The sequence below is a fragment of the Halorubrum sp. Ea8 genome, assembly GCF_002252925.1.
Classification (GTDB): domain Archaea; phylum Halobacteriota; class Halobacteria; order Halobacteriales; family Haloferacaceae; genus Halorubrum.
This window is the reverse complement of sequence record NZ_NHPF01000065.1, coordinates 19,767-34,059: the sequence shown is the minus strand read 5'-3', so window position 1 is coordinate 34,059 and position 14,293 is coordinate 19,767. Positions and strand designations below refer to the sequence as shown.

The 14,293-nt window shown below is 69.2% G+C and carries 17 protein-coding genes; 12 read left to right on the top strand and 5 right to left on the bottom strand.

All coding sequences use genetic code 11. The features are described from left to right. Positions 1-74: 74 nt before the first annotated feature. The 7 genes from DJ74_RS05470 (at position 75) to DJ74_RS05440 (ending at position 7,214) form a co-directional block, all read left to right on the top strand. Positions 75-1,025, top strand: a complete 951-nt coding sequence (locus DJ74_RS05470; RefSeq protein ID WP_094524556.1) for a calcium/sodium antiporter — start codon at positions 75-77, stop codon at positions 1,023-1,025. A 158-nt stretch (positions 1,026-1,183) separates the two neighbouring features. After that, positions 1,184-2,752 carry a D-aminoacyl-tRNA deacylase gene (locus DJ74_RS05465; RefSeq protein ID WP_094526607.1) on the top strand — a complete coding sequence of 523 codons (1,569 nt, stop codon included), beginning with the start codon at positions 1,184-1,186 and terminating at the stop codon, positions 2,750-2,752. A gap of 101 nt (positions 2,753-2,853) precedes the next feature. After that, positions 2,854-4,008 (top strand): cell division protein FtsZ, encoded by a 1,155-nt coding sequence (ftsZ, locus tag DJ74_RS05460; RefSeq protein ID WP_094524554.1) that lies wholly within the window; start codon positions 2,854-2,856, stop codon positions 4,006-4,008. 112 nt (positions 4,009-4,120) lie between these two features. Continuing rightward, the gene (locus tag DJ74_RS05455; RefSeq protein ID WP_092566712.1) at positions 4,121-4,297 is read left to right on the top strand and encodes a protein translocase SEC61 complex subunit gamma; all 177 of its coding nucleotides are present in this window, start codon (positions 4,121-4,123) and stop codon (positions 4,295-4,297) included. Next, complete coding sequence (locus tag DJ74_RS05450) at positions 4,297-4,749, top strand: transcription elongation factor Spt5 (protein WP_094524553.1); 453 nt, start codon at positions 4,297-4,299, stop codon at positions 4,747-4,749. Before DJ74_RS05455 ends, DJ74_RS05450 begins: the two co-directional genes overlap by 1 nt. Positions 4,750-4,885: 136 nt before the next feature. Next, a complete protein-coding gene (gene artA, locus DJ74_RS05445; RefSeq protein WP_094526606.1) occupies positions 4,886-5,848 on the top strand; it encodes an archaeosortase A in 963 nt (320 codons plus the stop codon). A gap of 118 nt (positions 5,849-5,966) precedes the next feature. Beyond that, a complete protein-coding gene (locus tag DJ74_RS05440) occupies positions 5,967-7,214 on the top strand; it encodes an MgtC/SapB family protein (RefSeq protein ID WP_094526605.1) in 1,248 nt (415 codons plus the stop codon). Positions 7,215-7,248: 34 nt separating this feature from the next. Here the strand turns inward: DJ74_RS05440 and DJ74_RS05435 are convergent, their stop codons facing one another. After that, the gene (locus tag DJ74_RS05435; protein WP_094524550.1) at positions 7,249-7,623 is read right to left on the bottom strand and encodes a CBS domain-containing protein; all 375 of its coding nucleotides are present in this window, start codon (positions 7,621-7,623) and stop codon (positions 7,249-7,251) included. A 149-nt stretch (positions 7,624-7,772) separates the two neighbouring features. Between DJ74_RS05435 and DJ74_RS05430 the strand changes: the two genes are divergently transcribed. After that, the gene (locus DJ74_RS05430; protein WP_094524549.1) at positions 7,773-8,030 is read left to right on the top strand and encodes a hypothetical protein; all 258 of its coding nucleotides are present in this window, start codon (positions 7,773-7,775) and stop codon (positions 8,028-8,030) included. Then, positions 8,020-8,247, top strand: coding sequence for a hypothetical protein (locus DJ74_RS05425; RefSeq protein ID WP_094524548.1), 228 nt, complete (start codon positions 8,020-8,022; stop codon positions 8,245-8,247). The genes DJ74_RS05430 and DJ74_RS05425 overlap by 11 nt, the downstream gene beginning before the upstream one ends. An 81-nt stretch (positions 8,248-8,328) precedes the next feature. Here the strand turns inward: DJ74_RS05425 and DJ74_RS05420 are convergent, their stop codons facing one another. Next, entirely contained in the window at positions 8,329-8,712 is a 384-nt protein-coding gene (locus DJ74_RS05420; protein ID WP_094526604.1) for a CBS domain-containing protein, read from the bottom strand. Between the two features lie 60 nt (positions 8,713-8,772). Further along, positions 8,773-9,570, bottom strand: a complete 798-nt coding sequence (gene dph5, locus DJ74_RS05415) for a diphthine synthase (RefSeq protein ID WP_094526603.1) — start codon at positions 9,568-9,570, stop codon at positions 8,773-8,775. A 172-nt stretch (positions 9,571-9,742) separates the two neighbouring features. On the opposite strand from dph5, the gene DJ74_RS05410 reads away from it, so the two are divergent. From DJ74_RS05410 to lrpA1, 3 genes are all read left to right on the top strand, one after another. Continuing rightward, positions 9,743-11,638, top strand: a complete 1,896-nt coding sequence (locus tag DJ74_RS05410; protein WP_094526602.1) for a 2-oxoacid:acceptor oxidoreductase subunit alpha — start codon at positions 9,743-9,745, stop codon at positions 11,636-11,638. Positions 11,639-11,641: 3 nt separating this feature from the next. After that, the gene (locus DJ74_RS05405) at positions 11,642-12,580 is read left to right on the top strand and encodes a thiamine pyrophosphate-dependent enzyme (RefSeq protein ID WP_094526601.1); all 939 of its coding nucleotides are present in this window, start codon (positions 11,642-11,644) and stop codon (positions 12,578-12,580) included. A 107-nt stretch (positions 12,581-12,687) separates the two neighbouring features. Next, positions 12,688-13,116 (top strand): HTH-type transcriptional regulator LrpA1, encoded by a 429-nt coding sequence (gene lrpA1, locus DJ74_RS05400; RefSeq protein WP_094524543.1) that lies wholly within the window; start codon positions 12,688-12,690, stop codon positions 13,114-13,116. 38 nt (positions 13,117-13,154) lie between these two features. On the opposite strand, the gene DJ74_RS05395 is transcribed toward lrpA1, so the two are convergent. Both DJ74_RS05395 and DJ74_RS05390 read right to left on the bottom strand, forming a co-directional pair. Then, positions 13,155-13,649 (bottom strand): hypothetical protein, encoded by a 495-nt coding sequence (locus tag DJ74_RS05395; protein ID WP_094526600.1) that lies wholly within the window; start codon positions 13,647-13,649, stop codon positions 13,155-13,157. A 53-nt stretch (positions 13,650-13,702) separates the two neighbouring features. Beyond that, on the bottom strand, positions 13,703-14,173 hold the full coding sequence (locus tag DJ74_RS05390) for a GNAT family N-acetyltransferase (RefSeq protein ID WP_094524541.1): 471 nt from the start codon (positions 14,171-14,173) through the stop codon (positions 13,703-13,705). Between the last annotated feature and the right edge of the window lie 120 nt (positions 14,174-14,293).

Below are 14,293 nucleotides of genomic sequence, written 5' to 3'. Positions count from 1 at the left end.
CGGACCGATCCGAGTCCGGGCCCGGCCGCCCCGAACCACGGCGCTTTTTAAAACGCGACCGACTACCGAGAGCCGTGTTGCTCGGGTCGCCGCTCACGGAACTGCTGCTCCTCGTCGGGGGCGCCGCCCTCCTGTACGCTGGCGCCGAACTCCTCGTCAAGGGCGCCAGCGACCTGGCGCTCGCCGTCGGCCTGAAGGCGTCGACGGTCGGGGTCACCGTCATCGCGTTCGCGACGACCGCCCCCGAGCTGTTCGTCTCCCTCCTCGGCGCCGTCACCGTGTCGACGGACGTGGGGCTCGGGACGATCCTCGGGTCGAACATCGCGAACATCGGGCTCGTGTTGGGGGTCTCCGCGCTGATCCGGCCCCTCAACGTCTCCGAGACGGTGTTCGAGCGCCACGTTCCCTTCATGCTGCTCGCCGCGCTGCTGCTCGTGGGGCTCGGCTGGAACGGGCGCATCGGCCGACCGGGCGGACTCCTCCTGCTCGGGACACTCGTGGCGTTCACCGTCGTGGTCATGCGCCGGATCCGGCAGACCCAGTCCGGCATCTCCACCGCGGAGCGCGCGGAGATGCCGGACGCCAGCCTCCGCGACGTCACCGCTGTGGTCGGCGGGATCGCCGCGCTGGTGCTCGGGTCGCGGTGGCTGATCGACGGCGGGGAGTCGCTGCTCTCCGCGGCCGGCTTCTCCGACATCTTCATCGGGCTCACGGTGCTCGCGCTGGGTACCTCGCTCCCCGAGCTGGCGGCGAGCGTCGTCGCCGCCGTGCGCGGCGAGGCGGAGTTCAGCGTCGGCAACATCGTCGGATCGAACATCTACAACATCCTCGCAGTCATCGGGATCATCGCGGTCATTCAGCCGATCGGCGTGAGCCCCGGCGTCCGCGGCTTCGAGTTCCCCGCGCTGCTCGCGTTCACCGTCGGGCTCGTCGGGATCATGTATCGCGGCGATCGGATCACCCGGGTCGACGGCGCGGTCCTCGTCGCCGGCTACGGCGTGTTCGCGTACCTGCTGTTCCCGTGACCGTCCACGGACTCGCCCCGGCGATCGCCCGGAATCGCCTCGACGCCGGTTGAAAATACCCCCGACACTCTCGGAAATCGCCTCATCACCGTCGGGAATCCCCCCGATGACCGTCTGGAACCGACGCCTATTCGGTCGCTCGTCACGGAGCCGCGCCCGTGATAGCGATCGTCGTCAGCCGGGCCGACAGCGCGTCCGAACACATCGGCGAGCGCCTGCTCGCGGTCGGCGACTGGGAGGAGCGCGAGGACGAGACTCGCCCCGACGCCGCGGGCGGCGGGACCTACTACCGGACCGACGGGTTCGAGCTCCGGGAGTTCGACGACCTCCACATCGAGCTGGACGACCCGGCCGCCGCGTTCGGGAGCGACGCCGACGACGCCGATGACACAGGCGATGTCGATGATGCCGATGACAAAGGCGAGGCGGGCGACACAGGCGACGCCAATCCCGACTTCCTCGTCTTCGTCTCTAGGCACTCCGGGGAGACGGGGGAGCTGCTGACCGCCCACGTCACCGGCAACTTCGGGCCGGCGCCGTACGGCGGCGAGCCGGAGACGCTCGCGAACGCCGCCCCCGGTGCGGAGAAGCGCGTCGTCGAGGCGCTGGCGGCGCACGCCCCCGAGGGGTATGACGTCGGCATCGAGTGCACCCACCACGGGCCGACGAGCGCCTCCGTCCCCTCGCTGTTCGTCGAACTCGGCTCCGACGAGCCCCAGTGGGAGGACCGGGAGGCGGCAGAGGCGGTCGCACGGGCGGTGCTCGACCTCCGCGGGACCGGGCCGGACCTCACGGGCGACGATGACGCCCGCGCGAGCGACGGTGCGGCTGACGTGATCGACAGTACGGCTGATGCGACCGACGGTGCGACCGACGCGGCCGACCCGGCCGACGCTCCGCCCCGCCACGTCGTCGGCTTCGGCGGCGGCCACTATGCGCCCCGGTTCACCCGGATCGTCCGCGAGACCGAGTGGGCCGTGGGCCACGTCGGCGCCGACTGGGCGCTCGGCGAGATGGGCGCGCCCGAGGCGAACCGCGAGACGATCGAGCAGGCGTTCGAGCGCAGCCGCGCGGACCGCGCCGTGATCGAGGGCGACAGGCCCGAGGTCGCGGCCGTCGTGGAGGGGCTCGGACACCGCGTCGTGAGCGAGACGTGGGTCCGGGAGGTGGGGGACCGCCCGCTCCCGCTGGTCGAGCGATTGGAGACCGACCTCGCGACCGTCGACGAGGGACTCCGGTTCGGGGACGTCTCCCCCGCGGCGTCGGACGCCGACGCGGTCTCGGTCCGCGAGCTCCCCGCGGAGCTCCTGTCGCGGGCGCAGGGGATCGACCCGGAGGCGACCCGAGAGGCCGTGGCGGCGAACGCCGTCGCCTTCGACACGGAGCAGGCCGGCACTCGCGCGGCGGGGGCGGCCGCCTTCGCCGACCGCGCGGACACCCCCGCCTACGCCGACCTCGTCGCCGACCTCGCGGCGGTGCTCGGGGAGGGGTACGACGCCGTCGAGGTGGCGGACGACGCGGTCGTCGCCCGCGAGACCGCCTTCGACCCCGAACTGGCGCGGGACCGCGGCGTCCCGGAGGGACCGGCGTTCGGTCGGCTCGCCGACGGCGAGTCGGTCGCGGTCGACGGCGAGACGGTGACCCCGGACGAGGTGTCGCGGTCGCGGACGGAGCGGTTCCCGATCGACGTCGCGGACGTAGCAGAGTTCGCGGACGCAGAGGAGTGAAGCCGACGGCTCCCGCGCGCTCGCGCCGGTCTCTCGCCGTCTGACTCGCGTCAGACGATCGGGCAAAAATAAATACGTCCGGGTCGCAACCACACCACATAATGGATTCTATCGTGGAGGACGCCATCGACGAAGCCGAGGAATCTCCGGCGGACGACGCCGGAGAGACCGGCGCCGGCGCGAACGATGCCACCGCCGGTGCTCCGCCGCAGTCCGGAACGATGACCGACGACGAGCTGCAGGACGTCTTACAGGACCTCCAGACGAACATCACGGTCGTCGGCTGCGGCGGGGCCGGGGGCAACACGGTCAACCGAATGACCGAGGAGGGGATCCACGGGGCGAAGCTGGTCGCGGCCAACACCGACGTCCAGCACCTCGTCAACATCGAGGCGGACACGAAGATCCTGATGGGCCAGCAGAAGACCCAGGGGCGCGGCGCCGGCTCCCTTCCGCAGGTCGGCGAGGAGGCCGCTATCGAGTCGCAAGAGGAGATCCAGGACGCGATCGACGGCTCCGACATGGTGTTCGTCACCGCCGGGCTCGGCGGGGGCACCGGCACGGGCTCCGCCCCCGTCGTCGCGAAGGCCGCCCGCGAGTCGGGCGCGCTCACCATCGCCATCGTCACGACCCCGTTCACCGCCGAGGGCGAAGTCCGCCGGACGAACGCCGAGGCGGGCCTCGAACGCCTCCGCGACGTGAGTGACACGGTCATCGTCGTCCCCAACGACCGCCTGCTCGACGCGGTCGGGAAGCTCCCGGTCCGACAGGCGTTCAAAGTGTCCGACGAGGTCCTCATGCGCTCGGTGAAGGGGATCACGGAGCTCATCACGATGCCCGGCCTGGTCAACCTCGACTTCGCCGACGTCCGCACGGTCATGGAGAAGGGCGGCGTCGCGATGATCGGTCTCGGCGAGTCCGACTCCGACTCGAAGGCGCAGGACTCCGTGAAGTCCGCGCTCCGGTCGCCGCTGCTCGACGTCGACATCTCCGGCGCGAACTCCGCGCTGGTCAACGTCACGGGCGGCACCGACATGTCCATCGAGGAGGCCGAGGGCGTCGTCGAGGAGATCTACGACCGGATCGACCCCGACGCGCGGATCATCTGGGGCACCTCCGTCGACGACGAGCTGGAGGGCGAGATGCGCACCATGATCGTCGTGACCGGCGTCGAGTCGCCGCAGATCTACGGTCGGAACGGCGAGCCGCCGGAGGGAGCGGCGGCGGAGATGGAAGACATCGACTACGTGGAGTGACGCGCCGCCGCGTCCAGTCCCGATAGCGTTCCTTCTCGCGGTTTCCCGCGATCCCGGCGGATCGCCCCGCATCAAAAGGTAAAAACCGTCTCGACTCAAACCCCGTCGTAACATGGACGTTCCGTACGACCTCAACAGCTACGTTCGCGTGCTGAAACTCGCGAGCACGCCGAGCACCGACGAGTTCCTCCAGGTGTCGAAGATCGCCGGCGCCGGCATCCTCCTCGTCGGCTTCATCGGCTTCCTGATGTTCGCGATCATGAGCCTCCTGCCGGGGGTCGGCGTCTGATGCCGATCTTCTCGGTCAAGACCACAGCGAGTCAGGAGCGCACCGTCGCGGACATGCTCGCGGAGAAGGAGATGCCGGAGATCCAGGCGGTCATCGCTCCCGACCAGCTCACGAGCTACGTGATGGTCGAGGCGACGGACGGCAGCGTGTTCGCCCGGATCCTCGACGAGATCCCGCACGCCCGCGGCGTCATCCAGGGCGGCGACGGACCGGCAGAGAGCCCCTTCTCCGAGGTGGAGCACTTCCTCTCGCCGACCCCCGACGTCGAGGGGATCGCCGAGGGCGACATTGTCGAGCTGATCGCCGGGCCGTTTAAAGGCGAGAAGGCCCGCGTCCAGCGCATCGACGAGGGGAAAGACCAGGTGACCGTCGAGCTGTACGAGGCGACGGTCCCGATCCCGGTCACCGTCCGCGGCGACCAGATCCGGGTGCTCGACTCCGACGAGCGCTGACCGGCCGGGTCGCGCTCGCTTTACCCAGCTCTCCTCTCACTCTTCGCCGCTCTCCTCCCCCTTTTCCGTCCCCGACTTCCCGACGGTCCGTCGGCAACGACAAGGGCTTTATTCGACGACGACCGACCGTTCGGTCATGTTCGGTCCCGGCGTGCCGGCGATCCTGAGCCTGGTCCCCGACACGTTCGCGTTCGCGTGGCTCGTCGCGATCCTCTTCGCCGCGTCGTGGCTGCTCGACAGCCGCGGGCTGGCCGCCGGTCGGTCGCTCGCGGCGGGCACCTGGGCGCTGTTCGGGCTCTTCTGGCTGACGACGGTGCCGTACTTCGCGTTCGAGCACCAGAGCTACGTCGAGTCGATCCTGGCGCTCGTCGGCGTCCCGGCGTGCATCTACGCCGGCTACCTGCTGTACAACGGCCGCGCCTCGCTGTTCACGCTCACGCGGGCCATCTCGCTCATGCTGTTCATCTACCTCCCGTTCGAGACCATCCCGGCGTTCTCGCTCGCCGGCGTCGCCTTCCCCGAGCCGCGTCGGGTCCTCATCGAGGCCGTCGCCACCCAGACCGGGTTCCTCATCGACCTCCTCGGCTACGCGCCGGAGCGCGTGACGAGCTACGAGGGGTACGACGCGGCGTACGCGTGGACGCTCCCCGACGGTCACACGGTCACGATCCACGTCGTCCTGGCGTGTACGGGGCTCGGCAGCATGGCCATCTTCGGCGGTCTCGTCGCCGCCGTGCGGGCGCCGCTCTCGCGCAAGCTCCGGGCGCTCGCGGTGTCGATCCCGCTCATCTACGTGCTCAACATCCTCCGGACGACGTTCATCTCCGTCGTGGCGGGCAACCAGTACATGCAGTGGCAGACCGACCTCGTGCTCGCGATGTTCGGCGCGACCGACCCGTACCGGGTCTCCTTCCTCATCTCCGACCGGATCATGAGCCAGCTCCTCGCCGTCGTCGCGCTGATCGGGATCACGTTCCTCGCGGTGCGGGAGCTCCCGGAGCTGGCCGTCATTCTCGAGGACGTCCTCTACCTGATCACGGGGGAGGAACACGACCTGACGGAGTCGCTGGACCTCCCGCGCGAGCCGACGAACCGGTGACGCCGGCGGACGGCGCGGCCGTCATGCCAAAGTATAGGGTCGGTTGTGCGATACACCGGGTCATGCACGCGACGACTCGGTCGGACCCACGACGTCACCGTCAGCGGGGTGGTCGGCCGTGATAGACACGGTCGACCCCCTCGTCTACCTCCGGAGCAACGTCGCGAAGCTCGTCTTGGCGACCGCGCTCGGGATGTTCCTCGGGCTCGAACGGGAGTGGTCTCAGAAGTCGGCGGGGATCCGGACGTTCGCGCTGATCGGCCTCGCGTCGGCGGTGTTCTCGCTGCTCGACGACGACGGACTACTGATCGTCGGCGGCGTGCTGATCGTCGCCAGCGCGGTCCTCCTGGCGGTCCGGAGCTTCGTCGAGGAGGACGTCGACGGGCTCTCGCTCACCACCTCGGTGTCGATGCTCGTCACCTACGGGGTGGGGGCGCTCGTCGCCGAGGAGTTCTTCATCGAGGCGGTGACGGTGGCGGTGCTCTCGTCGCTGCTGCTCGTGTTGAAGCGGGAGCTCCACCAGTTCGCGTGGGGGCTCTCCCGCGAGGAGGTCCGCAGCGCGGTGGAGTTCACCATCCTCGCGTTCGTCGTCTTCCCGCTGCTCCCGGCCGAGACGATCGACCCGTGGGGGGCGGTTCAGCCGCGACTCATCTGGTCGCTCGTCGTCGCGGTCAGCGCCATCGGCTTCGTCAACTACGTGCTCGTGAAGCGGTACCAGGGGCGCGGCTACGCGGTGACCGGCTTCTTCGGCGGGCTCGTGAACTCGACGGCGGTGGTCGCGGAGATGGCGAAGCGCGCGAAGGGGCGGGCGGACCTGCTCGACCTCGCGGTCGGGTCGATCCTGCTGGCGAACGCCGCGATGGCGCTCCGGAACGCCGCGGTCGTCGCCGCCTTCGTCCCGGAGGCCGCTTTGGTGGTCGGTGCGCCGCTCGGCGCGGTCACCGTCGCCGGCGTCCTGATCGCCGTGTGGCGCAGCGACTGGCGGACGACGATGGAGGCGGAGCTCACCTCCCCCTTCAGCCTGCGGAACGCCCTGACGTTCGGCGCGCTGTTCCTCGCGGTGCTGCTCGCCTCCGCCGGCGCGGAACGGGCCTTCGGCGCGGCCGGATTCGTCGCCACCTCGTTCCTCGCCGGGCTCGTCTCCTCCGGGACCGCGACGACGACCGCCGTCTCGCTGCTCGGGACCGGACAGATAACGGTCGACACCGCGGTCACGGGGGTCGTCGCCGGCACGGCCGCGAGCATCCTCGTCAAGACCGCGTTCGCGGCGAGCATCGCCCGGGATCTGGTCCGCCCGGTGCTGATCTGGAACCTCGTGCTGATCGCGGTCGGCGTCGCGGTCGGTGTTCCCCTGCTCCTGTTTTAACTCGGCGCGCGGCGGTTTCCGAGCGTCCCTCGACTCACGAGAGCTGCGCCGCCACGTCGGTCGACGAGACCATGCCGACGTAGTCGTCGTCGACGACGGGGAGGTGTTTGACCCCGTACATCGTCATCATCGCCGCGACCTCCTCCATCATGAGGTCCGGCGTCACCGTTTCCACGTTCTCGGTCATCACGTCGCGAACGACGGATTCGTCTAGGTCGCGGCCGGCCGCGACGGCGCCGACGATGTCGCTCTGCGTGATGATACAGCCGCCCCCCGTCGTCACGACGAGCGCGCTGATGTCGTCGTCCGCCATCCGGCGCGCGGCCTCACGGAGCGGCTCGGTCCCCCCGATCGTCTCTAGCGGCGTCGACATGACCTCACTGACGCGGGTCCGGTCGTTCAGATCCATACCGTGTCGTGTGCTACCAGATCTGATTACTCTTGCGGTGCGATCTCCGCTCCCCCGTTCGACGGTCTCCGGGACGGGCGTCGGCGCGTCCGGGAGACGCGAGCGCGTTCGAACGAGCATATATACGCGTTCGCGCCCATATTGATCATATGTCGGGTATTCTCAGTTCGTTGAGGGACTTCGGGACGCGGTCGCTGCTTATCCACGCCATCATGTCGGTGACGCTCCCGGTGGGGTTCCTGATCGGTCTCACCGTGGACTCGCAGCTCGGGCTGGTGTCGTTCGTCGCGCTGTTGAACTTCACCGCGGGAATGTGGATCTGCCAGTCGATCCACTCGCTCGGCTCGGAGGCGAACGAGGACGGATACGACGGCGTCATCAACGAGATCAGAGCTTATGTCAAGTGACGACGGGATCGACGCCGCGCGGTTCGGGCGTCTCCTGTTGCTCATCGGGTTCGTCACGGCGGTCTCGCTGCTGACGTCCGCACAGGTCCTCCCGGGCGATCTGTTCTCCGTCGCCGTCGTCGCCATCGGGAGCGTCGCGCTCGTCACCGCGATAATCGGCTTCCTGATCGCGGCGGGGGCGACGTACGACGACCAGGTGAAGGCGTCGGGTCGCTAGCCGGCCGGCCGAGCGGCCGAGCCGCTCACTGGACCGAGCCACCGAGTCGCTCACTGACCGAGCGACGCCTCGCCTCGGGGCTCACCGTCGTTCCGAAAGGTACGCCGTGAGGTCGGTCGTCGAGAGCATCCCGACCAACCGGTCGTCCCCGTCGACCACCGGTAAGTGCGTGTACCCCCGGCTCGTCGGGTCGGCGAGCTCCTCGACGGAGTCGTCGGGCGAGACGGTGACGACGTCCGTCGTCATGAACGTCTCAACGGAGGTCTCGTCCTCCGGGTCGTTCCGACGGACGAGCGAGACGAAGTCAGTCGCGGTGATCAGCCCCGCGAGGCGCCCGTCGTCGACGACGAGCACGGAGCTCACTCCCGTCTCCAACATGCGCTTCGCCGCGTCCGCGGCGGCCGCTCCTCGGGGGATCGTGACGAGTTCGGTCGACATGAGCCGCTCGGCGGGCACGTCTGTCATGATCTTTGATAACGCGGGACAGGAATATCAAACGACCGGTCGACGGACGGCGACCCCCGCTCACTCCTCGACGAGCTCCGACGGGGCGCCGGCGAGCCCGGCCAGCGCGTCGGCCTCGACGTGGTGGAGGTCGCCGGGGATCACGAGGAGGTGGAGCGGGTCGCCGAACTCCCGCTCGGAAAGCGCGCTCAGCCGGTCGGCGGCGACCACCGGTTCGGGCGAGCCCGCGCGAGCGACGACGACGGCCAGTTCGTCGCGCCAGCCGTCTGCGAGCAGCCCGGCGGCGACGTCGGCGGTCATGTACTCCTCGTGGTCCGGGTCGGGGCCGGTCGGCCCGGTGCCCACCTTGATGTCGAGGTAGACGACGGTGTGGAGGCCGCGCTCGCGGTTCGCCTCGATCGTCTCGACCACGCTCCCGGGGACGTCGTCGCCGCCGTGAGCGTACGGGAACGGGAGCGTCGTCGCCTTCCCGAACCGGTAGTTCTGGAGCCCGGTGAGACTCGACGCGGCCGACTGAGCGGTCACCCCGTGGATCACGCGCGTCTCGATCCCCCGCTCCTCGGCTCGCAGCCGGAGGTCCGTGTGCGTCGTCGAGATCATCGTGTCGCCGGCGGTACAGAAGGCGACGTCGCCCTCGGCGGCGGCCGAGAGGATCGCCTCCGGGTCGCGCTCGACCCCCTCCCGCGGCCGGACCTCGATCTCGACGTCGTGGTACGCCTCCAACTCATCGACGTCGGCGCCGACCAGCCGGCTGGTGTAGAACTCGGCGAAGACGCGGTCGGCGGCGCGCAGCGCCTCGCGCCCCTCGACGGTGACCGACCGTTCGTCGTAGAGTCCGAGCCCGATGAACGTGAGCATGTCCGCCGTCAGGCGGGCGGCGAGTAAAAGGGCGCGGAACCGAAGTCTCGCGAGTCCGCCTCCCCCCGACCTAAAGGTCTTTCATGATTGTTGCTTGTGATTCCATAGCAAGCCCTAAGAGGTAACCACCACAACCACAGAGCACGAGGCCCTCACGGGCTACCATACCACTATGACTGACGACGAACTCATCTGGCGGATATCGGGGGGATCCGGCGACGGGATCGCTTCGACGAGCCAGAACTTCGCAAAGGCCTTGATGCGATCGGGGCTCAACGTGTTCACGCATCGCCACTATCCGTCCCGTATCCGCGGCGGCCACACGTACACCGAGGTCCGCGCGTCGGCGGACCCGGTGCGGTCCCGCGGCGACGGCTATAACTTCCTGCTGGCGCTCGGCGACTCGTTCGCCCGGAACCCGCAGGAGGAGGCCGTCTACGGGAACGAAGAGATCAAACCGCTCTCGGAGAACCTGGACGAACTCCGCGAGGGCGGCGTCATCGTCTACGACGAGGGGCTGTTAGACGCCTCCGAGATCCCGAACTTCGACGAGCGGGCCGAGGAGAACGACTGGCACGTATACCCCCTCGACCTCCGCGGGCTCGCCCGCGACATGGGTCGCGAGGTCATGCGCAACACCGCCGGCGTCGGCGCCACCTGCGCGCTGACCGGCATGGACCTCGACCACGTCCAGGACCTCATGCGCGACGCGATGCCGGAGAAGATCCTCGACCCGAACCTGGAGATCCTCCAGACCGCCTACGACCAGGTGCGAGAGGAGTACGACGTCGACGCACCCGACGTCAGCGTCCCGACCGGCGAACACGACGAGACGCAGCTGCTCATGTCCGGGTCGGACGCCATCTCCTACGGCGCCATCGACGAGGGCTGTCGGTTCATCGCCGGCTACCCGATGACGCCGTGGACCGAGGTGTTCACCATCATGAGCAACAACCTGCCGAAGCTCGGCGGGATCTCCGAGCAGGTCGAAGACGAGATCGCGGCGGCCGCGCTCGCGGTCGGCGCCTCGCACGCCGGCGTGAAGGCCATGTCCGGCTCCTCCGGCGGCGGGTTCGCGCTGATGTCCGAGCCACTCGGGCTCGCTGAGATGACGGAGACGCCCGTCGTCCTCGTCGAGGCCATGCGCGCCGGGCCCTCGACCGGGATGCCGACGAAGCCCGAGCAGTCCGACCTCGAACACGTCCTGTACACCTCGCAGGGCGACTCCCAGCGCGTCGTCCTCGCGCCGGGGACGGTCGAGGAGGCGTACGAGCAGTCGCGGATCGCCTTCCGGCTGGCCTACGAGTACCAGATCCCGTCGATCCTGCTGTACGACCAGAAGCTCGGCGGCGAGATGACGAACGTCCCCAAGAGCCACTTCGACCGCGAGCCGAACCCGACGCTCGGGAAGACCCTGAGCGAGGACGCGCTGGCGGAGGAGCCGCACTCGGCCGACGGGAAGTTCCACCGGTTCCAGCACGACGTCGAGGACGGCGTCTCCCCGCGGTCGATCCCCGGCCAGAAGGGCGGTCGCTTCCTCGCGACCGGCAACGAACACGACCCGACCGGGCACATCGCCGAGTCGCCGGACAACCGCGTCGCGCAGATCGACCGCCGGACCCAGAAGCTGGAGGCGATCCGCGCCGACCTCGACACGGTCGACACGGGCTCGTACGCCGGCCCCGACGACGCCCAGTACGGCATCCTCACCTTCGGGAGCCAGCAGGGCACCGTCGAGGAGGCCGTCGGTCGCCTCAACGACGCCGGAATATCGGTGAAATCGTACGGCGTCTCCGACATGCTCCCGTTCCCGACCGACCAGGTCGAGGAGTTCGTCCAGAGCGTCGACGAGGTGCTCGTCGTCGAGATGACCGCCTCGGGACAGTTCCGCGGGCTCATCCAGAAGCACCTCGGCCGCTACGGCGAGCGGCTGTCGAGCCTGCTGAAGTACAACGGGAACCCGTTCGAGCCGGCGGAGATCGTCGACGGGTTCGAGGCAGCGATCGTCGAGGGCGACGGCGACGCGTCCAGCCATCAGACCACCTTCGTCCCAGCCGCAGGTGACTAACCAATGAGCACGTTTTCAGCGATCGGAGAGGAGCGAGAGATCGACCGCGACGAGTACACCCCCGGCGTGGAGCCGCAGCCGACCTGGTGTCCGGGCTGCGGTGACTTCAGCGTCCTGAAGGCGCTCAAGCAGGCGCTTCCGGAGGTCGGGCGCACGCCCGAGGAGACCCTGCTGTGCACCGGGATCGGCTGTTCGGGCAAGCTGAACAGCTACCTCGACACGTACGGGTTCCACACGATCCACGGGCGTTCCCTGCCCGTGGCCCGCGCCGCGAAGCTCGCGAACCCCGACCTCGAAGTAATCGCCGCCGGCGGCGACGGCGACGGCTACGGGATCGGCGGGAACCACTTCATCCACACGGCCCGGGAGAACCACGACATGACGTACATCGTTTTCAACAACGAGATCTTCGGGCTCACGAAGGGCCAGACCTCGCCCACCAGCCCGAAGGGCCACAAGTCGAAGACGCAGCCGTCCGGCAGCGCCAAGGAGCCGCTCAAGCCGCTTTCGATGTCGCTGAACGCCGGCGCCTCCTACGTCGCCCGCACGGCCGCGGTCAACCCCAACCAGGCGAAGGAGATCATCATCGAGGCGATCGAGCACGACGGCTTCGCGCACGTCGACTTCCTCACCCAGTGTCCGACCTGGAACAAGGACGCGCGCCAGTACGTCCCGTACATCGACGTCAACGAGTCCGACGACTACGAGTTCGACCCGACGGACCGCGTCGAGGCCGCGGAGATGATGCGCGAGACCGAGGAGTCGCTGTACGAGGGGAAGGTCCTCACCGGCCGCTACTACGTCGACGAGGACCGCCCGTCCTACGGCGCGGAGAAGCAGGCGATCGGCGAGATTCCCGAGGAGCCGCTGGCGGAGCGCTACTGGGACGACGAGTACGAGTGGGAGCGCTCGCACGACCAGTTCCTCGACAAGCACGCCTGAATCGGCCGTAGACAGGTTCCTACGGCCGATTTGGCCGTAGTTCGTCGTCCGTTCGTCTCGTTTTTCGGTTCGCAAGGTATTTTTTCCGTGGTGACAAAGAGTCGGGTATGAGTACGGTATCGACCGAAGAACGGATCCTGTCGGTGTTAGAGGAGGACGCACAGGCCTCCTGCGCGGAGATCGCCGACCGAGCCGACGTCTCGAAGCCGACGGTGCGGAAGTACATCGACCGCCTCGAAGAGAAAGGCGTGATCGTCGGCTACTCGGCGGAGATCGACCCGAAGAAGCTCTCGTCGCAGTCGATCGCCATGGTCGGGATGGACGTCGACTCCGGCAAGTACGTCGGCGCGACCCGCGAGCTGAAAGAGCTCGACGAGGTGCAGGCGCTGTACACCTCCTCCGGTGACCACATGCTGATGGCCGAGGTCCGCGCCCGCGACGGCGACGAGCTCGGCGACGTCATCTCCGAGAAGCTGTTGGCGATCGACGGCGTCACCGCCGCGCACCCCTCCTTCCTGCAGGAACGGCTGAAGTAGCTCCGGACCGGGCGGCCGTCGCGGCACCGCGGCCGACGCTACCGATACGCGAGCGCGACGAGGAGGAGCGTTACGACGCTCCCGCCCAGCGCCGCGACGACGATCGACGCCTCGCTGGCTCCGAGGAGTACCCCGACGAGCGGGAGACAGAGCAGGAGGCCGGCCCATATCGCCGCGCCGCCGAGCCGCCGGGCTCGCTCGCGGCTCACGTCCGGCGTCGTCAGGAGGTCGCGCCGGTCGCGGTAGCGGACGAGCCACCCGAGCGCGACCGTTCCGACGGCGGCGACGCCGAGCGCGCCGACCGCGACGGTCCGATCGGGAACGCCCAGCGCGATCGCCGCAGCGAGGGCGACGAGGAACGCCCCGGTGCCCCCGAGCACGGCGGCGTTGGCCCGCGCGCCCGCATTGTCGGCGTCGTCCACCCCGTACAGGCGACGGAACCGGCTCGCGGGCCGGAGGCTGGCGAGGGCGACGAGCGCGAACGCGACACCGAGCGCGGCGAGGGTAATCAGGCCGGGGTCGACGGAGGGCATTCAGTGACGACTCGAAACGGGTGCGGAGACCACTTAGTTCCGCGCCGCCGGCGTCACGCCAGCTCGCCCGCGTCGGCGACGACGACCGACTCGTCGCCGGCGGGGCCGCGGCGAGTGCCTCGGGGACTGAACCCGTGGGCGGCGAAGAACTCCTGTGCGCCCGGGCTGTCGGCGGGGACGCTCGCCCGAAGCGTGTCGACGTCGTGGCGACCCAGCGAGGACGCGACCCGCGAAAGGAGCTCGGCGGCGACGCCCTCTCCGGCGTGGCTCGGGTGGACCCACAGCGCGAGCAGCTCGGCTTCGGGCCCCTGCGCGTCGGGGTGCGCGATGGCGACGCCGACGGGGCCGTCGTCGTTCTCCATCAGGAACGACCACTCCGCCTCGGCGGCGGCCTCGCGGACGCCGGCGGCGGACACGTCCAAGAGCGGGGATCCGATGTCGTCGAAGACGGTCGCCTCGCGCGCTCGCGAGACCGCCGTTCGCAGCGCCTCCGCGTCGTCGGGCCGGGCCGCCCGGACATGCATAGATTACCATAAGTAAAGAACTCACCTATAGGTTTCGGGATGTGAATTGATACCACGCCAACGGCGGGACGAACGAAAAGCGCGATCAGTTCCGCGGCCGGTCCGTCTGCCGCGCGACTG